General features: G+C 52.9%; 20 protein-coding genes. 8 read left to right on the top strand and 12 right to left on the bottom strand.

The window, feature by feature from the left end:
• Window positions 1-28: 28 nt before the first annotated feature.
• Together IVG45_RS21780 and ppgK are read left to right on the top strand one after the other, a co-directional pair.
• The gene (locus IVG45_RS21780; protein ID WP_196435842.1) at window positions 29-988 is read left to right on the top strand and encodes a GNAT family N-acetyltransferase; all 960 of its coding nucleotides are present in this window, start codon (window positions 29-31) and stop codon (window positions 986-988) included.
• 255 nt (window positions 989-1,243) lie between these two features.
• The gene (gene ppgK, locus IVG45_RS21775; protein WP_196435841.1) at window positions 1,244-1,987 is read left to right on the top strand and encodes a polyphosphate--glucose phosphotransferase; all 744 of its coding nucleotides are present in this window, start codon (window positions 1,244-1,246) and stop codon (window positions 1,985-1,987) included.
• A 107-nt stretch (window positions 1,988-2,094) separates the two neighbouring features.
• Here the strand turns inward: ppgK and IVG45_RS21770 are convergent, their stop codons facing one another.
• Both IVG45_RS21770 and IVG45_RS21765 read right to left on the bottom strand, forming a co-directional pair.
• Complete coding sequence (locus IVG45_RS21770; RefSeq protein ID WP_196435840.1) at window positions 2,095-2,394, bottom strand: DUF5710 domain-containing protein; 300 nt, start codon at window positions 2,392-2,394, stop codon at window positions 2,095-2,097.
• 163 nt (window positions 2,395-2,557) lie between these two features.
• Entirely contained in the window at window positions 2,558-2,713 is a 156-nt protein-coding gene (locus tag IVG45_RS21765) for a hypothetical protein (RefSeq protein WP_196435839.1), read from the bottom strand.
• A 234-nt stretch (window positions 2,714-2,947) separates the two neighbouring features.
• Between IVG45_RS21765 and IVG45_RS21760 the strand changes: the two genes are divergently transcribed.
• Entirely contained in the window at window positions 2,948-3,649 is a 702-nt protein-coding gene (locus IVG45_RS21760) for a hypothetical protein (protein ID WP_196435838.1), read from the top strand.
• Window positions 3,650-4,341: 692 nt separating this feature from the next.
• Here IVG45_RS21760 and IVG45_RS21755 read toward each other — a convergent pair.
• The gene (locus IVG45_RS21755) at window positions 4,342-4,722 is read right to left on the bottom strand and encodes a hypothetical protein (RefSeq protein ID WP_196435837.1); all 381 of its coding nucleotides are present in this window, start codon (window positions 4,720-4,722) and stop codon (window positions 4,342-4,344) included.
• Window positions 4,723-4,784: 62 nt separating this feature from the next.
• Between IVG45_RS21755 and IVG45_RS21750 the strand changes: the two genes are divergently transcribed.
• Window positions 4,785-5,891, top strand: a complete 1,107-nt coding sequence (locus tag IVG45_RS21750) for an ISAs1 family transposase (RefSeq protein ID WP_196435104.1) — start codon at window positions 4,785-4,787, stop codon at window positions 5,889-5,891.
• Here the strand turns inward: IVG45_RS21750 and IVG45_RS21745 are convergent.
• The 7 genes from IVG45_RS21745 to IVG45_RS21715 all read right to left on the bottom strand — a co-directional run bounded on the left by IVG45_RS21745 (window position 5,884) and on the right by IVG45_RS21715 (window position 17,903).
• Window positions 5,884-6,237 (bottom strand): hypothetical protein, encoded by a 354-nt coding sequence (locus tag IVG45_RS21745; protein ID WP_196435836.1) that lies wholly within the window; start codon window positions 6,235-6,237, stop codon window positions 5,884-5,886. The genes IVG45_RS21750 and IVG45_RS21745 overlap by 8 nt on opposite strands.
• A gap of 85 nt (window positions 6,238-6,322) precedes the next feature.
• Window positions 6,323-7,321: a choice-of-anchor L domain-containing protein gene (locus IVG45_RS21740; protein ID WP_196435835.1), complete on the bottom strand. Its 999-nt coding sequence runs from the start codon at window positions 7,319-7,321 to the stop codon at window positions 6,323-6,325.
• Window positions 7,322-7,726: 405 nt separating this feature from the next.
• Complete coding sequence (locus tag IVG45_RS21735) at window positions 7,727-10,078, bottom strand: HYR domain-containing protein (RefSeq protein WP_196435834.1); 2,352 nt, start codon at window positions 10,076-10,078, stop codon at window positions 7,727-7,729.
• 10 nt (window positions 10,079-10,088) lie between these two features.
• Complete coding sequence (locus IVG45_RS21730; protein ID WP_196435833.1) at window positions 10,089-10,823, bottom strand: hypothetical protein; 735 nt, start codon at window positions 10,821-10,823, stop codon at window positions 10,089-10,091.
• A 347-nt stretch (window positions 10,824-11,170) separates the two neighbouring features.
• Window positions 11,171-13,720, bottom strand: coding sequence for an Ig-like domain-containing protein (locus IVG45_RS21725; protein ID WP_196435832.1), 2,550 nt, complete (start codon window positions 13,718-13,720; stop codon window positions 11,171-11,173).
• 531 nt (window positions 13,721-14,251) lie between these two features.
• Window positions 14,252-15,196 carry an SCO family protein gene (locus IVG45_RS21720; RefSeq protein WP_196435831.1) on the bottom strand — a complete coding sequence of 315 codons (945 nt, stop codon included), beginning with the start codon at window positions 15,194-15,196 and terminating at the stop codon, window positions 14,252-14,254.
• Window positions 15,197-15,386: 190 nt separating this feature from the next.
• Window positions 15,387-17,903 (bottom strand): multicopper oxidase domain-containing protein, encoded by a 2,517-nt coding sequence (locus tag IVG45_RS21715; protein ID WP_196435830.1) that lies wholly within the window; start codon window positions 17,901-17,903, stop codon window positions 15,387-15,389.
• A 595-nt stretch (window positions 17,904-18,498) separates the two neighbouring features.
• On the opposite strand from IVG45_RS21715, the gene IVG45_RS21710 reads away from it, so the two are divergent.
• The 4 genes from IVG45_RS21710 to IVG45_RS21695 all read left to right on the top strand — a co-directional run bounded on the left by IVG45_RS21710 (window position 18,499) and on the right by IVG45_RS21695 (window position 21,925).
• On the top strand, window positions 18,499-19,266 hold the full coding sequence (locus tag IVG45_RS21710) for a TorF family putative porin (protein ID WP_196435829.1): 768 nt from the start codon (window positions 18,499-18,501) through the stop codon (window positions 19,264-19,266).
• A 124-nt stretch (window positions 19,267-19,390) separates the two neighbouring features.
• Entirely contained in the window at window positions 19,391-19,954 is a 564-nt protein-coding gene (locus IVG45_RS21705; protein ID WP_230874689.1) for an RNA polymerase sigma factor, read from the top strand.
• A 4-nt stretch (window positions 19,955-19,958) separates the two neighbouring features.
• Window positions 19,959-20,696, top strand: a complete 738-nt coding sequence (locus IVG45_RS21700; protein WP_196435827.1) for an anti-sigma factor family protein — start codon at window positions 19,959-19,961, stop codon at window positions 20,694-20,696.
• Window positions 20,693-21,925, top strand: coding sequence for a S8 family peptidase (locus tag IVG45_RS21695; RefSeq protein WP_196435826.1), 1,233 nt, complete (start codon window positions 20,693-20,695; stop codon window positions 21,923-21,925). The genes IVG45_RS21700 and IVG45_RS21695 overlap by 4 nt, the downstream gene beginning before the upstream one ends.
• Before the next feature lie 107 nt (window positions 21,926-22,032).
• Here the strand turns inward: IVG45_RS21695 and IVG45_RS21690 are convergent, their stop codons facing one another.
• Window positions 22,033-23,766 carry an NAD-dependent malic enzyme gene (locus IVG45_RS21690; RefSeq protein WP_196435825.1) on the bottom strand — a complete coding sequence of 578 codons (1,734 nt, stop codon included), beginning with the start codon at window positions 23,764-23,766 and terminating at the stop codon, window positions 22,033-22,035.
• Window positions 23,767-24,007: 241 nt separating this feature from the next.
• The gene (gene rtcR / locus IVG45_RS21685) at window positions 24,008-25,591 is read right to left on the bottom strand and encodes an RNA repair transcriptional activator RtcR (RefSeq protein WP_196435824.1); all 1,584 of its coding nucleotides are present in this window, start codon (window positions 25,589-25,591) and stop codon (window positions 24,008-24,010) included.
• Window positions 25,592-25,648 lie beyond the last annotated feature (57 nt).

The raw sequence follows: 25,648 nt of genomic DNA, 5'->3' as shown, positions 1-25,648 counted from the left end.
ACTGTTCCAATAATCACCGGATTGAGCCATGAATATCTCAAATTTTTACCTCGAACCCGCTAACTTTCAGGTTGATTTAGAAGATCTTCATTACGTGCGAAAATTGGTGTTCGTTGACGAACAACAAATAGCGCCCGAAGTTGAGTTCGACGATCTGGATAGTCAATGCCATCATTTTTTGGCGCGTGATCTCCAAAACCGACCTATCGGCACCGGCCGACTGTCACCGGAAGGTAAAGTTGGGCGCATGGCGGTTCTCCCGGAATGGCGACATCAACATGTGGGGGAGTCATTGCTACGGGTTCTAATTGAAAAAGCCCGCAACCTGGGCCTGACAGCAATCACTGCCAGCGCGCAAATCACCGCCCTGGGCTTTTACGAAAAATTCGGTTTTAGCAAGGAAGGCGAAGTATTTATGGAAGCAGGCATCCCGCATCAAGCCATCAAACTCATGCTACAACCGCTCGAAAAACCGGTACGACAAACACCCAAGCCCCGTGATCCTTCCGTTCACGCCGCGCGGTTAGAAACGATAGAATCCACCTTAGCCGCCATCCTGCAACTCGTCACGGACGCGCGCCGCGAGCTCTATATATACAGCCGCGATCTGGAATACACCCTGTATGGGCAAAATCAAATGGTCGATGCTCTCAAACAATTTGCCCTGCGCAATCGCGGCGGCGGAGTTCGGATCATCATTCAAGATCCCGCTAACGTTCGTAATCAGCAACATCCGCTGATAGAATTAGCGCAAAGATTAACCTCGCATTTTCTAATCCGTGCCCCGGTGGAAACAGCGGATCTTCAATATCTTTCGACTTTTGTCCTCAATGATTGCGACGGCTATTTATTTCGGCCGATTGGCAACCGCTACGAGGGTCACTGGAGCCCAAATTTGCCGGCTCGAAATCGCCAACTACGCGAGGAATTCGAGCGTGTTTGGCAGTGCTCACGTCCATGTACTGAATTTAGAGCATTAGGCTTATAGAGGCGACCCGGACAATCCCGCTTGAGTTTTTATAGCCCAACTTTTCCTTGAAGCCGAACTCAACCCAATCTGACCCTGGCCTTGAAAATATCCATCTAGGCCAGATTGGTCGCGTACCCCATCCGTCAAGGCGTTGATTTTCGCCCTCTTATCTTCCAATTTTTTCCACGGGCAGGCTTTGTGGTCTAATAGGTCGCTTGGATTGCATGAATTTTTATTGCATTCACATCACTCCGCTCAAATGTAAGGATTTTTATGCAAATTCTCGGCGTAGACATAGGGGGTTCGGGTATCAAAGGCGCCATCGTTGATACCGCGACAGGCGATCTTGTCAGCGAGCGTCATCGGATTGAAACACCCCAGCCGGCAACGCCGGATGCTGTTGCGGACGTGCTTGCACGGCTTGTAATCCATTTTAACTGGAGCGGACCGGTGGGCTGCGGTTTCCCGGCGGCAATTCAACACGGGGTTGTTAGGACCGCGGCTAATATCGACCAATCGTTCATTGGTACCAATATCGATAAGCTGTTTTCCGAAGCGACAAAATGCACTTGCTATAATCTGAACGATGCGGATGCGGCCGGTATGGCGGAAATTCGTTTTGGCGCGGGCGCTGGCCAGTCCGGGGTTGTGCTGTTAGTAACCATAGGCACCGGCTTGGGAACGGCTCTGTTCACGGATGGTTCCTTATTGCCCAATACCGAGCTAGGCCACTTGTATCTGGAAAATGGGAAAAAAGCCGAACATTATGCTTCCGATGCCGTTCGGAAACTTGAAGATCTGGGCTGGAAATCCTGGGGCAACCGGTTCAATACTTACCTCAGTATGATGGAAAAATTGTTTTGGCCCGATTTGATCATTGTTGGCGGCGGTGCCAGCAAGAAATTTGACAAGTTTAAGGAACAACTGACGATTGAAGCCTTGGTGAAACCAGCGGCGTTTTTAAATCAGGCGGGGATTGTCGGCGCTGCCTTGCATGCGGAATCGAAGCTTGGCTGACCGCCCACATAACCAACGAATCACGCTGATTGTCTGGCGCCGCCAATAAGATCAATATGGTATAACCTAAGAAACGCGGCTTTAAGGGCCGCTAATATTCTAGGCAATTAATCCCAAGGGGCCTGATTACCATCATAGGCAACAAAGTCCTTGATCGTGGGGTAGGTAAATACGCCTGAACTAGTATTACCAGACAAATCACTTGGCGCCACGGCAACTGGCTGGTTTGCCGCGGCCGGAATCGGTTGTAAGGCAGTGTTATCGTGTTGCCATTGAACAAAAAGCGCTATGTCTACTCCGGAAGGAGCATACCATTTCTTACGAGCGGCATCCCAGCGTGCGCCGAGGGCTTTTGCGGCATCCTTTTGAGCATAAGGGACGTTAAGATAGGTTTTCGAGTCTGCCATGTTATTACGAGGACTTTATGGTCTGTATGGCGCTATTATATAGCATGGCCATGCAATCCGGGACTTGGACTCGGCACAAAGTGCTTAATGAAAACGGTTGGTTACGATAGCTTCGAAAATACTCGGCGACTGGGTTCGAAATTGATTTCAATCCGGGATAAAATCAGTCCAGATGGTTTTTTCGGTTAATGTTTATGTTGCTGGCATAAGTTGTCGCGGCGAATAATGCAGACGAAATAATGAATTCACCATTGATGAAACCAATGACGCCGGCAACAAACACCAAGCCTGTCAAAATGTCTTTGTGTAAGGTAGTCATTTTCTTAGTCCGATAATGAGGGTGACTAGACTATACATCTGATCTCTTTTATTAACAATGCCGCAAAAACAAGATTGTTTGTTAACTAAAACAAAACAAACTACAATCAACAATAAGCCATGTTGGCTCTGGCCAATCCATTTTTGCTTAACCGGGCAAGCTTCAGGCTTGTACTGTTAAGAAAATCCACTTCAAACCGACGGTTTGATATCACAATTCAATAGGGGGAATAGTATGGAGTTTTTGATTTTGTTGGTCGCGCTGGGTGCGGCTTATTTTTGGATAAAAAACAGGCCGGATAAACCTGAAACCATCGAAAACAGGGATATATTTCCGAGTCGAGGCGTACCATTAGTCAAAAGAACGCATTCGCCCTTGACCGATACCCAAGCCGCGAATAGCGAAAATTTGCTTGAGCCAAGCGTGGAGCTCGAGCAAAATCAACCAACCATCGTTAATACCCAACCGGCTCAATCCGAAGCACCAACGCCTATCGAAGTCCCAGCCATTCAGGCTAGCGGCCAGATTCCCGATAATAGGATAGAAACAGCGGCCTCGCCAATACCGGAGGATTCCGTACTTAGAAGACATTTCATCGCGCAACGGGAAACCGAACGGCAATCCATAACCCATCCGTACCCGACCGATTCCGTGTTGCGCCGCCATCTCCAGACTATGCTGGCGGCTCCGCTCGACAGCGTGCCCAATTCCGCCGTTGCCGTGGCGGAAAACGCTGCTCCCGGCGCGCCTGATTCATTGGCGGCAAAACAAACCGTACCGGAAGAATCGGTGTTAAAAAGGCATTTCATCGCGCAACTGATGGCGGATATTGAAAATGACTCCTATCCTCGCCCCACCGATTCAGTTCTCAAACGTCATTACGAGCATCTGATTCAAACCCAGTTATCTGATCGTTTGGTCGAAAAAACGCTATAAAACATTACGGGTAGCCGGTCCTGATCAAAATTCAGGACCGGCTTTTAATCCCGGCACTTCTTAACACTGAAAATTTCTGGCGAATATTCGCCAATGAGCTTTATCTAGGCTGTTTTCAGAACCTCATAGAGCCAAATTAAGTAGAGAAGGATTAATCACGGCTTTTCCAATCTCGCGCATATCTTCAAGACCGTGATCCATATCTCTGTATCAAATTGTTGATCCCGGCTTTTGGTTAATGCCTCACAGTAATTTTTTTCAAGAAGGAGACAATGCGGACATTCCCAACCCGAAAGGAGAACAGCAATGTCAACAGACCAACAAGCCAGTCACCGAATCAATTTTTTTGAGCAATTACACCAGCAGTTTCTTTTCATGAAAGGTTACGGCACTTATGCTTACATAAGCTCCCATGATGTAGATCAATTGTATACGTCGTATCTAATGCAACAGAACACATTCGCGGCATCGGTTACACAACAAGGTAATGAAATCAGTTTCATAAGATCGTTCATCAAATCCTTGTGATTGCATCAACCTCGCAACCAGCGCTAGTCAGCGCGACTCGACTCATCCAAGCCATCAAAGCCGGTAACCTCAACTGATTATCGGCTTTGCCGGGCTCGCCCCAAACGCGTTATTTCAATCCCAAACAGGTCAATAAAACCACGAGCGACTTGAACAAGAATTGATCAAGCCTCGCTCTTGCGGCGTCCGATGACTAAAACACCCAACAAGGAAGAACCGAACATCCAGAAGGCGGCCGGTACCGGGACGACTACCGGCGTGGTCTGTATGCCAAGGCTGATCAGATTGGTCTCGATGAAAGCCGCGCCGAAACCTGAAAAGACACCCGCAACCAAGATATTGTTAACTCTCGCCGTGACCGATTCCGCGCCGCTCAACCCTACTGTTTCCGAAACCGACCATGGCATCAGGAATTGGGCACCCTTGGCAATGTCGCTGGGGGTAACCGCGCTATTCGAGGATTGAACACCGGTAAAATCGCTCGATTGGTCATTAACATATAGTTGGCCCGCGACACTTACGAAGGTGGTATCGGGGCAGGGCAATCGCGCTATGTAGCACTTGCCCGATCCTATCGTTTAGTATAGTGATTTGCCCCAAAACGCAGATGTTACCTGATCCAATGCCCTATTTGGCTAATCTTGAAGACCCGCGGCGCGAAACCAAAAACAAGCTGCACAACCTCGGCGATATTGTCATGATTGTATTGTGCGCGGTGTTGAGTGGCATTGAAGACTGGGTAGGCATGGAAGAGTTTGCCGAAGAAAAAGAAGATTGGCTTAGGACATTTCTGGCACTACCGAACGGCATTCCCTCGCACGATACCTTGAGCGATGTATTTGGGCGATTGAATCCCAAAGCCTTTGCGGATGCCTTTCAGTGTTGGGTGCGGGCGGCCTTGCCCAGCCTTTCGGGTCAGCAAGTTTGTTTGGATGGTAAAACCCTGCGCGGCAGTCGTGAAGGAGATAAAGCCGTGCATTTGATGAGTGCTTTTGCCGCTGAAGCGCGCTGGGTATTAGCGCAGCAAGCGGTCGGCGAAAAAACTAACGAAATCACGGCCATTCCGGATTTGTTGTCGATGTTGGATATTCAAGGCGCCTTGATCTCGATTGATGCCATGGGCTGCCAAAAAGCCATTGCCCAAACCATCGTCGCGGCGCAAGCCGATTATGTGTTGGCTCTCAAGGATAATCACGCCTTGCTTTGCGAAGACGTTCGACTCTGGCTGGATACGGAAAATGCCCAAAGTCGATTACCCATCCATGAAACGATCGACAAAAGTCACGGGCGCATCGAAATACGCCGCTATAGCTTGAGTACCCAGATTGATTGGTTGACGCAAAAGCCAGACTGGGCCGGACTACAAGCCGTTGGAAGGGTTGAATCAACGCGCATCATCGGCGATAAAACCTCGGTCGAGCATCGTTACTATTTGTGCTCATTTACCGATTTGTCGCGCTTTGCCAAAGGTGTCCGACAACATTGGGCGATTGAAAACTCACAGCACTGGGTGTTGGATGTGCAATTTGGCGAAGACGCCAATCGAGCCAGAACTGATCATTCCGCCGAAAATCTGGCATTGATGCGACGGATGGCCTTGAATCTGCTCAGGAACAACGGTCCAACTAAAGATAGCTTGAAGCGCCGTAAACTGCGGGCCTGTCTAAACGACAACTATCGCTTCAAGTTACTTTTTGGGACAGAAGCTACATAGCGCGATTGCCCTGGGTATCGGGGCTGGTTTCAATCCGAAAATAATCTCCTTGTTCGGAAAAACTCAACATTGTCAAACTATAGCCCGACTTGGCCGAGATAGTGACCAAGGGTGTTTTGGCTTTGGCTTGGGCAATATCGAAATCGGCATTTTTCATTTCCGCTACCAAACTTGTTGGCCAGAAAGTCAAGGTATCACCCGTTACCGAGTAAGCGTCAAACAACGATCCCAGCCCAGTATCATCAAATGTAAAATCCACGGTGGCGCCGGATAGAGCAGCCGCGTTTACGCTTGCACTCGAGAGTGCAATTCCCGCCGCGATCAGTAACAAATTAACGTTCTTCATGGTTGATTCCCCACAGGTTTTCGAAAGTTCTAGTTGTCATATTTAAATTCAAAAACCGACCGTTTCTAAACAGTCGATAAAAAGTCTAGGCCGCGTAACTCGAGGCTTTGTTCCGGCGGATACTGGCGAGCAATCCGGCTAACCCACTGAAGAAAAACCAGGCCGAGGCAGGTAGCGGGGCATGTAACGGTGCTGGCTCGACGAAGCCGTTCGACGCCGGATTATCTTCTAGCGCTACCGAACCGATGCTGAAGTCGAATCCGGGATCGCTGAAGAAAGTCAGTGCGGAAATAAACACTGCGCTGTCGTAGATACCATCGCCGGTATCGGCAATAATCAGGGAAAAATCTTCCTTCGCGCCAGCCGTGACGGGGGCTTTAACCGTGAGGATACGGGTGATGCCGTCGAACTCCAGATCGACCACACCGGGGACGTTTGGATTTTTGGCATTGGAATTGCCATTGGCCATGAAATGAATGTTGGTGCCTTGATCCAGCAGCGATACCGGGTCACCGTTAGGCAGGATGGCATAATTGACATCCTTCTTATCGCCATTCGCCGTCGTTTCACTCCGTACAAAGGCAAAGCCATCGGCGTATTGGGTGCCCGAGAATTCCGGAAATTCCTCGGAGGCATAGACAAAACGCGCGACCACACCCGTAACGCCGGTCGGTGCGTCGAAGCGAAAGCGAATTACCGCGGCGTCGTGAGACAGGCTTCCGCCGCGATTGAATTTTTCGATCGGAAAGGCATTGATGACTCCGTCGCCATTACCGCCGAGCGGCTCGGAGCCGTAATAGCCTACAGTATTACTGGTGGGTAGCCCATTTAGATCGCCGGTACTGAGCACGATGCCATTCGCCAGTTCCAATGAAGTCCCCTTGGCGCCATGAAGTACCAAATTCTCAAAGGTACCGATTTGTCCGGCGGCACCTTCGATCTTAATATCTTTGCTGCTATCCAGCACAGTGCCGGCCACCAATTCCCCTGCCAACTGTGTCGAATCGGTGATAGGCGTAATCGTTACGGCCCATGCCGGTGAGACCGAGACGGCAAGACCAAATAATATGCTGATTTTATTCATGAGTTATTCCCCTATCTATGTTTATTGTTGTCAGGCAAAAACTACCACCCGTTTCCGTGGACTGATTGAGACTGGAAATTTGGTCCGCAATGGTTAATTCCAAATCGCTGTCGATTGGTTCAATCGCGGGAAAATATTCGACACCAACAGACTTGATGCATGGCAGTATCGGGTGCTGGAATCGAGCAATACAGCTTATCCCGGCTTTGCTGGGGAATTAAATGCAGGGCCGCCTCTTGTTTTTAGGTCGGATTTATTTTTTTGCAATGCCGAACAGCCCACCCGTTATGATTGGCTGCTGGTTAGAAAGCACCGGCTCCGCAAGGAGCCGGCGTTTTATCTTTTTGCTATCTAATGGTTACAGCTTGATTGATCTTTAGAGTACCCAGTCAAGACTTAACCGAACTACTGAATGGCCACGGCTATGTTACCCAACACCTTGCCCGCGGCAGATCTCAAACTAATCGGACTGGAGCAGGCTGGGCCAGATTTGGTTTGGAATTGCCACTGCCCTTTCGAGTTCACAATGGCTGCACCCAACTTATAACTGGTCAGATCGGCCGGAACAGTGGCCGTCGAATACAGCTGGATGCTGTTGTTAGTGGTGAGACTAGTGGCGCCCTGCACTGACCATTCTCCGGATGTCGCATTGATTCTCTTGCACTGCGCCTTCGCGACTGAGATCGTTTCAGAGGTAGTTGGCGGAGGAGTTGGTGCCGAGCTGACCGTTACAGGCTGAGCGCAACTCGCCAGGTTGCCGGCCGCATCGGCAGCGGTCCAGGTCACCGTCGTCGTACCGATTGGGTAGCTGGCCGGCGCATTGTTGGTCAGAGCGGTTACGCCGATGTTGTCCGAGGCGGATGCGTTACCCAGGGTGACGGCTTGTCCCTGCACCACGTTGACCGCCGCCGGACAGGCGATGGTCGGCGGCGTGGTGTCGGCAACAGTCACCACGAAGTTGGCGCTATTGCTATTGCCGGCGTTGTCCTTGACTGAACAGTTGACCGTGGTGGATCCCATGGGAAAGGCCGATCCGGAAACAGGCGCGCAAATGACACCTGTAGCGGTACCTGCCATATTGATTCCGGAGAAAGCATCGGCGGCTGTCGGCACGGTGTAACTCACCACCGCTCCAGTCAGGCTAGTCGCGGCTTGTGTGAAAGCGGCCGGTACATTGGCAAGCGTGGGCAGTGTGTTGTCCACTTTAATCGTGGGCGTGTTGACTGGTCCGGTCGCACCCCCGGCACTCGTCGCGGTACAAGAGTAGGTTAGTCCCGCCGTAGACGTGTTAGCAACCGAGGCTACATTAGTACAGCCAACCTTGGACGAAATGGCCGACTCCGGATCGGTAACAGTCCATACCACACTCGGCGCCGTTAGATACCAACCAGACGCACTCGGCGCTGCCGGTGTAATTTGGAAACTGACTAGCGGCGGAGTTTTGTCGGCCGAGTTGAGGGTGACTAACTGGTTACAGGTAGCTTTATTGTCGCTGGCGTCGGTCGCGGTCCACACCACCGTGGTAGTGCCCCCAGGGAATATCGCCGGCCGGTTGTTGGTGACGACAGGTGCCGGATCGAGATTATCGGTAGCGACCGCCGTGCCGATGCCGGCCGGCTGGGCACCGGTCGTGGTGACCGTGGCGGGACAGCTGATAGTCGGCTTTTCCGTGTCCGGCGTCAGCAGGAACGCATGTGATTCCACCCTATTGATATTGTTAACCGTGTCGACCTTAGTCAGGCTGCCGATGCCGACGATCTGACCCGCGTCGTTGATGGCGTGGGCTTCGGACAAGACCCAGCCGGTATTGGGGAGAATCAGCCCGTTGAGATCGGCCAGGGCAATTCCGGCCTTGCGGACAATGGCTCGCTTTGCCGCACCGCCCGCCGTGGTGGAATAGCCGACCACATCGCCATTGGCGTTAATATCGATGCCGGCCGTATGGGTGCTGGTGGCAGTCAGGGCGCCAAGATCTTCCATGCCTTGTCCGGCCTGCCAGACGAAGCCTCGGAACTGGGTGTCACCCGTGTTGCTGGAAATACCCGTGACCTGGCCGAGGCCGTTAATGGCTGAGGCCTCGCTGTAGCTGCCGCCCAGGGTGCCCAGATCCAGGGCTGGCGTGTTATAGGGCGGCGCCCACAGCGTGGCATGAGTCAGCCGACTGGCATTCTCGGCATACCCGACAATCTGACCGTTAAAATTGATGTCGCTGCCCTGGCTATTGGCGCCACCCAAGGTTCCCAGATCTAAGGGGGACTTGGCGGTTGAACTAAGCCAGACGACGCCGTGCTCGACAGTATTGTTCAATAAGCTGGTGGAGCCTGTTACCACCCCGTTGTCGTTGATGGCCGTCGCTCGCCCCCTGGTGCCGCCGAGAGTAGGCAGTCTCAACATAGCGCCCGCGCTCCAGACGAAGCCGTGGCCGGCGGAGTCACCGGTAATTTGGGCGTTGCCAACAACCTGTCCTTGGTTATTGATGCCCGAAACCAGCGCGTGAGTACCGCCGAGTGTATTAAGGTCTTGCGGCAACGTCCCCTCCTGCCACAGGAATGGATGCAGGGCGGCATTGCCAGGCAGGTGTGAGTAACCGGCCACTTGGCCCGCCTCGTTGAGGGCTATGCCGCTGCTGTAAGTGCCGCCGAGGGTGCCCAGATCACTTATGCTGTACTGAGGCGCCGCGTGTATTGCAGCAAACGGTAAACCCAGTGCAAGCGGGGCCGCCAGCAGGGTTCTAAGCGTAATTTGTAATGTTTTCATGGCCGCAGTCTCAGAAATTTGTCAGGGGTACGATGGTGAACTGGTCACCGATGATGGACCCACCACCCGTGCTGATGATGGTCAGCTCGGTAAAGCCGTGGGGATCTTCCACGCCGACCAAGGGAATATTGCCGCGGGTTTCCTGGGTAAAGTCACGAACCGGTGTCGCTTGGCCGTTGACGATAAACTGCACGCCATCGGAAACGCGTCCCTCCTGCGGGTCGGTCGAGTCGGTCACGATAAACGGGTCGAAGACCATGCCAAATTGCGCGATGCGCTGATTGAAGCGGAAATGGACCACGCGAGGCATCTCGCTGGGCTGATTAATGGCGGGGCTTAGGCCATTAACGCCAAATTCCAGGCTGACCTTATCCAATCCGGTATTCTTATCTTCAGCGGTGAAGGGGAGTTTCGGCTTGGGGATGTTGGTAATGCTGTTGAAGGAAAAGAAATTAGCGCCAAAGCGGATCGCCCCGCCGCCGCATACCAGATTGTTTACGTTCAGGTCTCCCGGGATAAGGCAGGGCGTGGTGCTTAGCCCCGCGGCGATGAGACGGTCCTGCAACTGGGTCTGGATAGTCGCGGTCGTCAACAGAACTTTTTTGGGGTCGGCGTAAAAGAACGAATAACTCGTCTTGGCGGCTTTTAAATCGGCTTCGCCGATCAGTCGCGGCGCAGCCACGGCCGGCAAGACGAAAGCCGTGCAGAGCGTGAGCGCTATATTTTTTGTTGTCTTGATATTCATTGTGATCCCTCGGATTAAGCTGAAAAAGTTGCAAGAAGCTAATTAGCTGACTGTTAATATTGTTAATGGCATGTCGTAATCTTTATTTGCGTATAAAATTTTTGACCAATCTTATGTGACCGGAATCCGCCATTTGACCCTCGGGCATGCTGCCCAGTAAATTTCCCGTCCCATGGCTGTCATCGCCAAAACCACATGCTGAATCTTTATCTTGCTGGCTCATCCGTTTAATGAGTGGGGTTGGGGTATTACGCTAGGCCTATCCACAACCCCTGTTTTTATGGGTACCCGGCGACCGCTTGGGGCGATCGCCGTTTACTCCGGTTATCCCTATCAGACCGGCCTCCTTACAGCGTTCCGGTACGGCCACCCGAACCGCCGCTGGAAGTAGTACAGGTGACCCTCCAGGTATTGCCGACAGCAGCCGGCGATGTTGCGACATTCACGTAAGCATTGGTACCGGCACCAGGCAACACGGGACCACCAATGTTGCCATTTACACCACCGGCACCATTGTTACTCATCACGCATTGCGCACTGGGAGCCAGGGTGATGGAGCCGGCCGCACCGGCGTAGGTGCTGGTGAAGCGGATATCCCAACGGCTGCCGGACCATTTCACGCGTTGGAAGGCTATAGCCTCGGTCGAGGTTTTCAGAGCCACTTGCACCGTGATGGGGGTTGAACGTGCGCCTCCAACGTTGGCTACCGTATAGGTAAAGCTGTCGATGGTGTTGTTGGCGGTTCCGCTTTGGCCCACCGGCGTGTAGGTGATGGTGCCGTTGGCGTTGGCGGTTGCCGTGCCGCGGCCCGGTGTTGTTACGATCTCGATCGTGGCCGGATCGATAGCGGTATTGCTCAGGCCGGTCGTATCGTTGTCCAGAACCGGAATAATTGCCCCAAGACTGGTGCGGAATACACCCTGACGGTCAACCACGCCCACCGGCGGCGGTACGGTCTTATCCACGCTCAGATCTACCCTGGCAACGTTGGAAACCGTCTCGTCGGTGGTATTTTGGATGGCGTAGTAGAAGGTCAGCTCGGACGCATCCATGCCCTCTTGAGCGCTATAGGTCACGCTGCCGCCGCTAGTGGGTGCCGTAATGGTGCCAAGCTGCTCGCCCAGGTTATTCGTAGGCTGGCTAACTACCACGACGCGGAAGTTCGCTGGAGTGCCATCCGCGCCGGCGGTTAACTTGACCAGATCGGGCGCCGCGCCGAAGGCCGCGCCGGTCAGATCCAGACTGGTCGTGCCGGTGCCTTGTACATTGTCGAAGCTATCGCTAACCGCGCCGGTCACCAAAGCCGCGTCGCTGATGCCGGTTAAACTGATCGGATGGCTGGTTTCGCTGCCCCCCAGATTGGACTGCACGATAATGCCTTCAGGCGGGATTCGGAAATCAGGACTAAAGTCGTCCAAATCCTTCTCCAGCACCTGGTCAATGGCATCCACTTTAGAGCAGCTTTCGGTCCCGGTGTTGGCGAATCCACCATAGGCCGGGGCATCCAGTCTCAACGGCACCGGGCTGGTCTCGTCGCCGGAATGGGCGGCGATGCATAGCTTCTTGGTCACGGGATTGTAAAACGACTTGGTGACGACCACGGCATCAGCCACCCCACTCGATGAACGGGAAGCCGGGGTGCTGCTCAGGTTGGTCGCGGTAACCTGGGTGGGAATCGGCTGTGCCGGATCGAACTCCAGGTGAGCATGGTAGCGGCCGGTAGGGCTGCCGCCGACGATTTCTTCCGGCATCGTGATGCTGGGCAGAAACTGGGAAGAGTCATTGGCTGCAGTCAGGACAATGTTCTGCTGTTTGCTGGTTTCAGCCCAGACATCCAGGGCAGCCGTCGTATTGTTGCGGACATAGGTGGCCTTGCTGATGGTGATCGGGTCCTGAATCGGCAGATCCCAGATCGGGCCGGAAATAGCGGCCAGATCATTGAATAGCGGAACGCCGGCACCGGCGCCAAGGTCGCAACCAACGGGCGGAATGATTTCCACATAGTTGTTGAATACCTTTTCAAGATGTCCGGGACCGGCGGGTATAGTACTGCCCACAAATAAGTGTTCCACATTGGGGTCGCCGATGTACTTGCGCGGCTCGCCCACCGGCGGCGTGAAGACCACTGCCGGGTTGGCGGCGCTGACCGGGTTGACGCCGTCCTGACCCACGTCCCATTTCAGGAAAGGACCGGTGTGGCCTTTCAAAGCGGCGCCAAAATCGCCCGGAATAGCGGTCTTGTCGTCGGTGTAGAACAGGGCGCGGCCGCCTTCTTCCATGGTGAAGTTGTGGACCGCGAAGGGGGTGCGAACGATGTAGTTACCCGCGCAGGAATTGTTGCCAGTGGTCGGCAGGTCGATGCGGATGCGCTCGCGGGAAAATACGACTTCCTGCGGGTCGGCGGCCGACCACACCGCCGGGGGGGAACCGTCGGCGGTCAGGTAGGCCATTTCCAGATGACCTATCCACAGCAGATTGCCGCCGGTGATCGGAATGACCACGTCGGCGGTGGCGAAGAAGGCTTCGTCGCCGACGTTGCCGGCGAAGCGGTCAGGCAGCGCATCGGCGGTACTGGTCAGGCACAGGGGACCGTTGCCCGCATCGTCGGTGAAGGTGCACTGGCCGATGGCCATGCCGCCCGCATCCGCTGATTCGCGATACCACAAGGGAAAATGGTCGACCGAACTGATGGGGCCGTGGTCGCGCAGGGCCGCCAGGGACAGGCCCGAAATGAGTAGCGTACTGGTTAACGCAAGCCGAATGGCGTTGCGTAGTCTGTTCCTGCCGGTATCGACGCTCGATCTTCCAGCTAAAATAGCTGAAGATGAACTGGGAAGGATAACCAGGGTTGTTGGCAACTGCCTGCCCCCCGAACTTTTTGATATATTCGCTTTCATAACGGCTTCCCCTTTAAGAGATGGTGAATGTTGCCTGACCATATGCCCACTTTGGTAAATAAACATATTTGTTGTTGTCGTAACGTCAATTCCCTTACTAGACACAAAGGTTCAAATCCGCTGATTTTTTTAAAATAAAAATGAGTGCTTCTTGATGATTTGGGTAATTTAACAACGCTTTATTAAAAACACTGTAATCACAATTACTCAGGATTTGGTTTGAACTAACTTCCCTGAATTGATTGTAGGGCGAATGAATTCGCCCCTACCCAGGACATTCGAATATCGGGAACTTATTTTGGACGGAGTCCTTAACTGAGTTTGTGTTTTTTCAGGCTGGAAAATGTCGCCAAGAAGGCTGTAGGCAATGCAGAATCAATTGCAGAGTGAGCGGGGATTTGAATAAACCGGTTATCTTGCTTTAGATTCCCCCTCCCCGCCCTCAGCTGCTAAAGCGGAATATTGTGCCGCGCAACGGCTAGTGAGCATGGCTTCGCAAGGGGCTGAATGGTTAATCAGATAACGCATTCATCAACGCACCGGCGATCCCGCCATATACGCGATCAGTGCTTCAACCTCAGAGTCCGAAAGCCTGAGATTCGGCATCGGCAGTTTTTGATAGCGGTTAAACAGTTCGCTGGCGATGGGGTCGTTTTCCGCCAGCATTTGGTCCGGCGTTTTCAGCCAACGCGCCAACCACGCTCTGTCGCGCCGTTCAGTCACGCCTTGCAAACCCGGCCCCAGACCTTCTTCAGCGCCTAAGCTATGACATGAGTCGCAACGGGAGCGAAACAAGTCCTCGCCCCGGCCTAGCTTGGGTATTTCTTTGGCACTCGCATAACTTGTCATAGCGCTTGTCGAATTCGGCTTGCCATGGCCCATGGAGCGCCCTAGCAACCATGCCAAAACTTTCGGTTCGTCAAACGGCGAGCGTTTGATCCACTGTCCGCTGCGTTCATTGCCGATCAGAAAACTGGTGTTATGTTCGCTGAGTTTGTCGGCTTCGGCATCGTCCCTGAAAAGCCCCAAGGATTTTCGCAGCAGCATGGTATCGGCCTTGCTTCCGGTCAGGAAGCTCCAACCGGAGTCGGAACCAATCTTGAACCTTTCCGCATATTCCTTCAGCGCACCGGGGGTGTCGTGTTGAGGATCAATACTGATCGAGTAAAAGAAAATATCCCTGCCCATCCGGTCAGCCAATAACTTGTAGACCTGGCGTAAATTAGCCGTCTGCATCGGGCAGGTATCGCCACAGGCGGTATAAATGAAATTAATCGCGACCACTTTATCCTTGATTAGGTCATCATAGAAATGAACGGTTTTTCCATCCTGCGTGACTAGCGGGACATTGGGAAAGTAATCGGCGCCCCATGGCGAACCCGGAGGCGCGGCCCAAGACAGGCCGATACCCAGTTGCAACAAGGTGACCATGAGTAGCAATCGTCTCATATGGCTGAGTGCGCCATGGAGTTTCATCACCGTTCTCCTAATCCAAGGCTATTTTTGACAAAGCTTGTACTCATTGCCGATGTCGAATATAGCGTTTGCCGAGTGGACTTGTGCTGAGCGAAGCCGGAGTAATCGAAGCGAATAGTGGACTTCGACTCCGCTCAGTCAACGACAGTGTTTGCATTGGGTAAATTTATTACCCTAAATGACCTAATGGTTATTTAGGTAAAACAAACGATTTCTTGGCGGCCAAATCGCCGGTTTTATAGGTCGGCAAGGAAATGCTGGGATCATATTCAACCCCACCCCAGTCCGGCATCGGTGTCGGTATCGCCAGTGTTTGACCCGCATTTTGCGAATCCCAGCGCAACAACATCGCCTTATCCTCATGTTGGGTATTGTGGCAATGTTCGACATAGGTGCCGGCAAATTCCCTGGTACGGATCGCAATATCGATGCTGGAGGTATCGGTCAAGTTGCCTACCCGATACACGTCCTTGCGGGCATATTTTTCCCAGGGCGGCGGCGCTTTACCGCCACGATACAGAATTTGGCCTTCTTCAAAGTGGACATGTACCGGATGGCTCCAACCTATACCGCCCTTGATATGCCAAATCTCGACCTTGCCCAGATCACTTGGATTGGCGGGTAGTTCCGGCGCCGCCGAGACTCGATGCGGATCGGCCAGTAACCCATCACCGGCATCGGTCTTGATGGTCCAGGGCTGGGTATCGGTACCGCTGGATCGACCGAACTCGAAAGTCCTGTGTATCGCGGCTTGCAGTTCCTGAGTGGTCGGTTTGTTCAACGGGATCATCTGTTTCTTGCCTTCGACATAATCGGCGGGATTCATGCTCAAGTCGGTGCCGCTGTAATTTTGCACCCGGAACTCCAGAAACTTGCCGACGCCGGGATCGCCATTCTTGCCGTCCGCCCGGTATTTCCCGCTCAGTATGTCCGTCAGCGCGACGATTTTGTTCGGACCTCTGCCATCGACATGTTCCAGCAAATTAACCAGATAGACTTTTTTGCCTTCCATGCCCTTAAAATCAACGATGATGTCATAGCGCTCGGCAATGGCTTGCTCGGGCAAGGCGCCCTGGGCCGAACTGGCGTTGGGGAACGGGACTGCATGCTGCATGATATTGCCGTCGTTGGCGATCATATGGGAGGGTACGATTTTACCGGCCTGGTCGACGACGGCGATTTTGTAATAACGCGAGACGCTGCCGTTCAAGATACGAAAACGGTAGCGGCGAGCGCGTACATCGACATAAGGCTTGTACACCCAGTTGACGGTAATTTGGTCGCCCAGGTAACCGTCGGTATTGAAGATGTTGAATTTGAGCTGGCCGTTATTATCCCAAGCCTTGTCGGCCACCAGCAGATTCATGTCGTAATCGCGGTTGCCCCAATCGAGCGCGGTGCCGCTGGGGAAACGCAGATTCACACCATCGTTGAGCCCCTCATTGCCGCGGTCAAGCGCGCTGTAATAATTCATCATCGCCGCATTGCCCTTGTAGACATTCTGCGCGGTGTAATCCAGCATGTGGTCGTGAAACCAGTGGGTACTCATGGTTTCCCGCCAGTCGCCCCGAACCGGGATGATGCCGCCGCTTCCATCCGGCGCGCCGGCCCTGGGGTCGGACGCCTGAGTATTGATGCTGTCATGGCCCGCCAGAACCATCGGCCAATGATAGTCATAAAATTGGCCGGGATAAAAATAGGCATGCATGTATCCGTCGCTTTCGGCCGGATTATGGCCGTTATGCTCGTGGGTACTGATGGTGTGATAACCAAAACCATTGTTTGCGCCAGGGTCAATTGGCAGCGCATTGTAATTGCGGAACAAGATCGGTTCGCCATAACGCGCCATCAGCAACTTGGGCGGCAGCGTGCCGTCGAAGGTCCAGACTGAATTAGGCGCTTGAGTCGGCAAATTGGGATGAATTTTAATTTCCACGCCTTCGCTACCCGGTTTGCCATCGCCATTGGCATCCAAGTAGTAAAGTCCGCCGGGACCGAATTCGCCCACCTTGTATTCGTGCAACTGGCGTTTGTCGCGCAGGCCGCCATTGACCCGCGCACCGGTTATCGCCGATTGAAAATACACTTGCGGCAAAAACTCATCCCAACGCTGATGGGCAAACCATTCGCCACTCGGACGGCCGTCGGCGGTCGTAGGCGTCTCGGGCGTTAAGCCGACGCAGGCTCTTACTTTGGCATCCCAAGGATTAGGCTTGGTCGTGTCGGCGGCGCGTGAGGGCGCGGAATTCAGGTCTTCTTTAAGAAAGTCGTCCAGCAAGTAATCGCCGTAAATATTCTTACCATCCGGAATGCCCTGACAATCCATGGGTTCCGGCAATGCCAGACTAGATGACGGCGTTGAACTGGAATCGGACATATTTTTAAGCCCGAATTCTTCAAACAGTAACAGCTTGGCGCTAAACTCTGTCGCGCACGAACCGTTGATGCACAAAGGGCTGGGTTCTGGGGTCAGCAATCCAGTGACTGGGTCTACGATCGTCGTCGGGATATTGAACGCCGCCCGAGCCAAGTTTGTTCCAGCGAAAATACAGGATAAAACCGCTAGCGCCAAAATGGTTTTTTTGTGGCGAAAATGGCGCTGATCAAGGCCAATGCCCTGCTTTGTTTTGAATAAACAGCGCCTGGTTTGAATGATATTGTCATCCCCGCCATGGCGGCTTATCGCCATCGTATGTTTGGCTTTCATTTCAAGTCCCCCCAAATTCTTTGTTGAACAAAAGATTGAAGTGTCTGGCTGTTGCCTACAACAGCCAGACACTTCAGGCTAGCAATTACCTTCAGTCCTCTACTAATATGACATCCCGCTATTTCTTCCATGGCTTCCACCGCCTGAACGCACTTCCGCGGGGATGGGATAACGAGAGTAACTAAATCGATGACCCGTCTACGTGTTTACCCGTATGTAATTAAATGGGTAGAAGAGGTAAGTTAAGTACGGAAATCCCGAAAGTTTCACGATTAATGCTTTATCTCCTTTGCATTGAATGCCTGGCATTAATCCGCTGACTCAGAATGATTTCACCTGTTAATTCCGTGGTTTTGTTAAAGGTTCATTGCGTCACAAAAAAAAATTAAGATTTAATTAAAAACGCTGCCGGCTTCTCGGCCTGAATTGATTGCTGTTGGAGGGGTGTTTTAACGCTGTCGGCCGACATCAAAAGCCCAAGGGGCGAATCCCCTGAAGGACAGATAAAAATTACAGTTTCGGAAACGTAATATTTGCAATCGAGGGTGAACAAAATGGGATGCCCTGTTCCACCCTTCTTTATGTTTGCCCAAATATGAATCCAAGCGCTTCTTTGCCGGCCTGTTTAGATTGCTCCCACGACTTTTCTGTTCGCTACCTGGGACTAATCTGTTTGCTGCTCGGCACTTCATCGGCAATCGCGGAGTGGCACGGCGAACTGAGCGTTTTGAGCGATTACATCTACCGAGGCTATTCCAAAAACCGCGGCAACCCACTGCTGCAAGGCCATCTCGATTACGAAGCCGATGCCGGCTGGTATGCCGGGATGGGGCTATCGCAAGTCAGTTTTGACGACCGGCATGATGCCGATCACGCCGATTTGGAAATCAAGCCTTACTTAGGCTGGACCCTGCCATTAACCTCCGACTGGAAAACCGAGTTGTCGGTGACCGGCTATATCTACAACGACAAAGTCTTCGCCCATGACTCTGATTATGTGGAATTTTACGCAAGCCTTCATTACCGGGATTGGCTGAGCGCCAGGGTTTCCGTGGCACCCAATGCCTATCAACGCGACGTCACCACAGTCAACTATGAACTGAATTATCGACACGACATTTTGGATACCGTGCAATTTTCGGCGGGATTGGGTTATTACCAAGCCAAGAAATTGCTTGAACTGGAAGATGATTACTTTTACTGGAATGCCGGCGTATCGTGGTTTTTGACCTCTTATTTGTCCTTGGACGTTCGTTATGTCGATGTCAATCTCGATCAACGCAATTACCAAGAGAATCACGATGAGTTCTATCCGCGCTTGCTGGAAAACAAGTATTTACTGTCCCTCACCTTGGGCTTTTAAATTTTTTTTACCGCCATTTGAACCTTGGCGGCCTTAACAGGAACATAACTTATGAACCCTACAAAATTTATGAACCAGAGGTTGAGTTATGTTGAGCTTAATCCATTCTCAGAGCCGGACGACCATGCGTAATCCACAAGAAGATATTACCGTGGACGAACAAGTGTTGCTCCAGCGCATTATTATGGGCGATATGTTGGCGTTCGAAGCCTTTTATAAGGTCTATTATCCTCGGCTGTTCCGCTTCATCCTGCGCATGACGCGCAGTCCCGATTCAGTCGAGGAGTTAATCCAGGAAACGCTGATGGTCGTGTGGGAAAAACCGGATCGATTCAACCACGACAGCAAAATATCGACTTGGGTATTCGGAATTGCCTATCACAAGGCACTCAAGGCTATGTCCAATAGTAACCGCCGCGGTAATGATGTCGATGTCGACGAGCTGGCCGAAACCTTGGGCGATCCAAGCGCCAATCAAGCGCAAAGCCAGGAAAACCAAGACTGGTTGAATCGAGCCTTGGCCGCCCTGCCGCCGGACCAGCGGGCGGTGATCGAACTCACCTTCTACTACGACCTACCTTACCAGGACATCGCCAAAATTCTCGACTGCCCTGAAAACACAGTAAAAACCCGTATGTTTCATGCCCGAAAAAAACTACAGGTTTTTGCTGCAACACAGGAGTGCTAAAGCCATGAACCCAAACAGCTTACAAACAGCGGACCAACACCAACAGACTTTACTGCTGTTGCCCTGGTATTTGAATCAAAGCTTGAAACCCGCCGAACGCCAACAGGTCGTAAACCATCTGCGTGGCTGCATGTTGTGCAGACTGGAGCTGGATAGGCTGACTAATCTGGCGGCGGCGGTAAGACAGGCATCCGATCTGGATACGGCGGCCCAAGCATCCTTCGACAGCTTGCGGGGAAAATTGCCCACGGCCTTGCCTAACCGTCAACAGCCCCAATTATCAGCCGTGCCCCGGCCGGCTGATAGCCGTGCAACCATTAACAACGCCAATGCCAGACAAGCGGACAAAACGCCAAAACGGCGCCAGCCGTTTTGGCGTTTAATAGGTACTCAAGGAACCCGGCTGGCCATTGCCGCATCGCTGGTTCTGGCGATCATTCCACTGGCCATGCACTATGGCCGGTCGCCGACGCCAGCCGACTATTACACCCTGTCGGCCGCCAAACCGGGGACTATGGCCGGCCCGCAATTACGCGTGGTATTTTCCAAATCCCTGTCGGCTACCGACATCGATGCGTTGCTGGCGCAAATCCATGGCCAACGCATGGGCGAGCCCAATAGTGTCGGCGCCTACACGGTAAGATTGGTCACCGGCCAAAATACCCCGGCATTAGCCACCGCTATCGCCTTTTTACGCGGCCAGCCGGATGTGGTGCTGGCCGAGCCGGTGCTGCAACCATGAAAATCGCGGGCTTAAGCCTGTTGACTTGTCTGTGGCTATTGTTAAGCGCTTGCACCAGCAACCCGGACTTGTCTCGCCTGGGCGACAGCGCAACCGGTGAAGATCGCCGTGTTGTGGTGACTTTTGCCGACCGAACCATCAATAGAGCATCGCCAGGTAACTCGCTGGACGGCTATCGGACTCGTGGTCAATACAATAATTCCGGCTGGAGTGAACGCATTGCCCGCGAATTGGCCGACCGCCATCATTTACAAATGATTGCGCAATGGCCGGTGACGGCATTGCAAATCAGCTGTGTCGTTTATGAAGTTCCCAAACAATTTAAGTTGCAGCAAGTAATGGCGAATTTGCAAAGTGACCGCCAAGTCACCTTGGTTCAGCCCATGCAAACTTTCCAGGTGCGAAGCAACGATCAGCCTCCTAGCGCCGATCTTCACGGCGACCCCTATTTGCCGTTGCAAGTCGGCTATAAATTACTGGGGGTGGAGGATCTGCATAAAATGGCTACGGGACGCGGCGTGCGCATTGCCCTGATCGACACCGGTGTCGATCTCGAACACCCTGATCTGCAAGGCCAAATCAAATACTGGGAAAATGTCGCGCCGGAACCTCCCGACCATAATCTGGCCGATATACACGGCACGGCGGTCGCCGGCGTTTTGTCCGCTCGCCCCGAAAACGACATCGGCATCGCCGGCATAGCGCCAGACGCCGAAGTTCTGGCTTTTCGCGCTTGCTGGCCGGAAAAGCCCGATGCCCTCGCGGCCCATTGCAACAGTTTTACGCTGGCGGTCGCGCTAAATCTGGCGATACGCATGAATAGCCAGATCATCAATCTCAGTCTTAGCGGCCCCGAAGACCCTTTGTTACGGCAATTGATCGAGAAAGCCCTGTCAGATGGGATCATCGTTATCGCCGCTGTGCCGGAAAAAGATCAAATCGGGGGCTTTCCGGCGAATATTCCCGGCGTGCTGGCGGTGGGCCGAGGTAACGAAGCCCAAAAACCTGAAATTATTGCGCCGGGCCAGGACATTCTGACCACGGTTCCGCATCGGGCCTATGACTTCATGACCGGCAGTTCGTTTGCCACGCCCCATGTCGCCGGCTTGGCGGCATTACTGCTGCAGCTGAATCCAGGCTGGCGGACGGCGGATATCAAGCAGCGCTTGAGCGGCGATTCCAGTTCGGTATCCAGCAGTTTGCTTGGGGTTGCCAGCGCCGCAAAATAGGTCGGCCCGTGACGGGTAAAACACTCGTTCGCCGAGCGGAGTCAAACTAAAGATCGGCTCCACTCCGCTCGGCCGACGACAGAATTTAGCTGCCTTGGTTAACCAGGCTAATCTTCACCGGCATACTTGAACGGCAAATACTTGGGTTGCCATAAGTGCTCCGTGATGAAACTTTCAAGATCAGTGCCTTTTAATTCCGGACGGTGGGATACCCCCTCTTCTAGCGCTTTCGCGAGCACCCTCGTTGCCACGCGTACACTGATTTTTTTCAGATCCTTGACCGGCGGATAGATAAGACCGGCTTCGAGACAGTTTTCGGCGATATAGTCGGCCAAGGCATAGGCCGACTCCAGCACCATCGCATCGCTTATTCGGCCGCATTCGCCCAGCACGGCGGCCAAACCCAATCCCGGAAAAATGAACGCATTATTACCCTGTCCGACCGGATAGAGTTTACCTTGATAAACCACATCGGAGAAAGGGCTACCGGTCGCAACGATGGCGCGTCCGTCGGTCCATCGAATAATGTCCTCGGGGGTGGCTTCGCAATTGGCGTTGGGGTTGGACAGCGGAAAAATCATCGGTTGTTGATGGTTCTCCGCCATGGTTTTAATAATAGACTCGCTGAATATGCCGGCGACGCCGGACAAGCCTATTAAAATAGAGGGCCTGGCCTGCGTCACCACATCCATCAAGGTCGGAATGTGTCCGTCCTCGAGCCCCCACGATTGATAAGCCGCCTTGCCATGCGCCAAGGGTAATTTGTATGCCTCAAGCCTCTCGTCCTCCACAACCAAGCCGCGTGAGCCGACGACAAAGATTTGCCGGCGTGCTTGTTCATCGGTCAAACCGGCTGCCATCATGCCGGCTTTTATCGCGCTGGCCACACCGATGCCGCCTGCACCGGCACCGACCACCACCACGGTTTGCTGTTCCAGACTTTGGCCTGTTTTGCGGCAGGCGGACAACAAACCAGCCAAGGCCACTGCCCCGGTACCTTGAATGTCGTCGTTGAAACAAGGCACTTGGTTGCGATAGCGGCTCAACACGTCGAATGCAACATCCTTAGTGAAATCTTCCCATTGAATGATGGCTTTGGGCCAGGTCACCTTGACCGCATCGACCAACTTATCGACCAACTCAAAATAGGCTTGGTCATGCAAGCGCTTTTCGGCTATGCCCAAGTAATGCGGATCATCCAGCAACTCTTCGCGGTTGGTGCCCACATCCAAATTGACCGGCAAGGTCTGAAAGGGGCACAGGCCGCCGCCCACCGTGTACAACGCCAGCTTGCCTATGCAAATCGAAAGCCCGCCCATGCCTTGGTCGCCTATACCCAAAATGGCGGATGCGTCGGTCACAACGATCATACGCACATCGTTGAAATGATAGTTTTTCAAAATGGTTTCGGCCCGATCGATATTATTAACCGACAAGGTCAAGCCTCTGGCGGTCCGATACAAGGAGCTGAATTGCTGCACCGCCATACCGATAGTGGGCGTATAGACTATCGGCACCATTTCTTCCAGATGCCTTTCCAGCAAGGCGTAAAAGATGACTTCGGAGCGATCCTGAATGGCTCTAAGAAACTGGTATTTCGCAATATCGTTTTGTTGCTGTTGGTAACTAAAATAAAGGCGCTCAATCTGCTCATCCAGATTGGTGACACGAGACGGCAGCAAACCATCGAGCCCAAGCGCTATCCGCTCCTGCATCGAAAATGCCGTGCCTTTGTTGGTGAAGGGTAGTCGGAGCAAAACCAAACCCCGAATGGATACTTCCACATAGCTGGCGCCTTGGGCATCAACCTTATAATCGAAATAATCGCTCAATTTTGTCATGGAGTAAGCCTATAGGTATGCAAAGTTAATGGTGATAAAACTGATCGCCCAGGGATTCGGTGGTAAAAATTTCCCGGAATGGGTTTCAGCACGCCGGGGAGCGTCTTTGGCGATAGCCCAAGCCTATTAATAATGGCCCATAAGGCCCTATCCCGCAATCCGAAACCAACGAATTGATAGCGCTTCCTTGCCACGATCCTAGCATGGCCATGGACAGGGCTAGACTTTGGTAATCCTGCCTTTATACTCCAAACCGCTTTACGCGACTAAAATCCATGCCAAATTTGGCAAGATACCGAATCAATCGATGACTATCGTTACCCGAAGCCTTACTTTGTCGGCTAACGTTGAACAACTTTCTGCCGGCCTCGGCGGCGGTTTGCGAGCTTTGACAGACTTGAATCACGTTTTCCAGCATCAGCTGATCGAATAAGTCGATCGGCTTGTCAAGCAAATCATCGATTGCAATTTTCGGCTTATTTTCGATCCGCCGCCAGTTTCCGCACAAACGCCGGACCTCTTCTTCCACCCCATCCAAGGTAATCCTGCCGCCATCGGCCAGGGTTGCCATCCGGGTAATACTGGCGTTCAAATCGCGAAAATTACTGTTCCAACTGGCTTCGGGCGATCTGGCGAAACGCAGATAATACTCCCTGGCCGGCTTGTTGAAACCGACCAGGCTATTGGTTTTCTGACTGAACTTTTCCAGTTCGTAATCGATATTGGCATCCAGATCCTCCAGGCGCTGGGTCAAGGATGGCAAGCGATACGACCACAAATTGATCCGCGCCAGCAAATCCTCGCGAAATCTGCCCTGCTCGACCCGCTGGAATAAATCGCGATTGGTGCCGGCGATCAATTGAAACCGGCTGCCACTCTCCTTGTCCGCGCCCAGCGGCATGAAGCGCTTGTCTTCGATCGCCCGCAGCAGCATGGCCTGCTCGTCCAGACCCAACTCGCCGATTTCATCCAGAAACAACATGCCGTTGTCGGCCTCGGCTAATACCCCCCTGCGAGCCGAAACCGCGCCGGTAAACGCGCCCTTGACGTGGCCGAACAATGCCGACATGGCATTGTCGCCGCGCAAGGTAGCGCAATTGACCTCCACCAACGCACCGGGAAACTGGCCGCGCTTTTTCTTCAACTGATAGATGCGCCTGGCCAGTTGCGACTTGCCGGAACCTGACGGCCCGGTCAGCAAAATCGGCTCCTGGGAACGTATCGCGACTTTCTCTACCTGCTCTATCATTTTGTTGAACGCCGGATTGCGGGTTTCTATGCCGCCCTTCAGATAATGCGCGCCTTCCTGATGCTCTTTGGTAAAGCGCGAGGCAATCTGATCATAGCGGGACAAATCCAGATCGATAATTTGATACTGCCCGGCCGCCGAACCATCGCGGGGCGGCGGCGAAGTTTGAATCAACCGCCCCGGCAGATAATGCGCCTCGGTCAACAGGTACAAACAAATCTGCGCGACATGGGTGCCGGTGGTGATATGCAATAGATACTGCTCGTTGTCTATGTCGAACGCATAGCCGCGAGCAAAATCCAGCAGTTCCGCATAGACACTTTCGAAATTCCAAGGATCATTCAGCGCGACATTATGCTGTCGGACCTCGGTTTCCGGCGACACGGTTTGTATATCCCGGCATAGCTGGTCGGCTATCGTTTGAAAACTCGGCTGGAACAATAATTCCAACCTGTCGACCACCAAATCTTCATGCTGACACAACGACAGAGTCGGACGCCAACGCTCCCAACGTTTGTTGTTAAAGCCACGATTATCCAGTACGGTACCCAGCAAGCTGATGACGACGGTTTTCATGTTATCGATTTTGATAGATTACTATTCAATAGGATAACCATCACTATAGTCCACGAT

The sequence above is a fragment of the Methylomonas sp. LL1 genome, assembly GCF_015711015.1.
GTDB lineage: Bacteria > Pseudomonadota > Gammaproteobacteria > Methylococcales > Methylomonadaceae > Methylomonas.
This window is presented reverse-complemented; position numbering and strand designations above follow the sequence as displayed.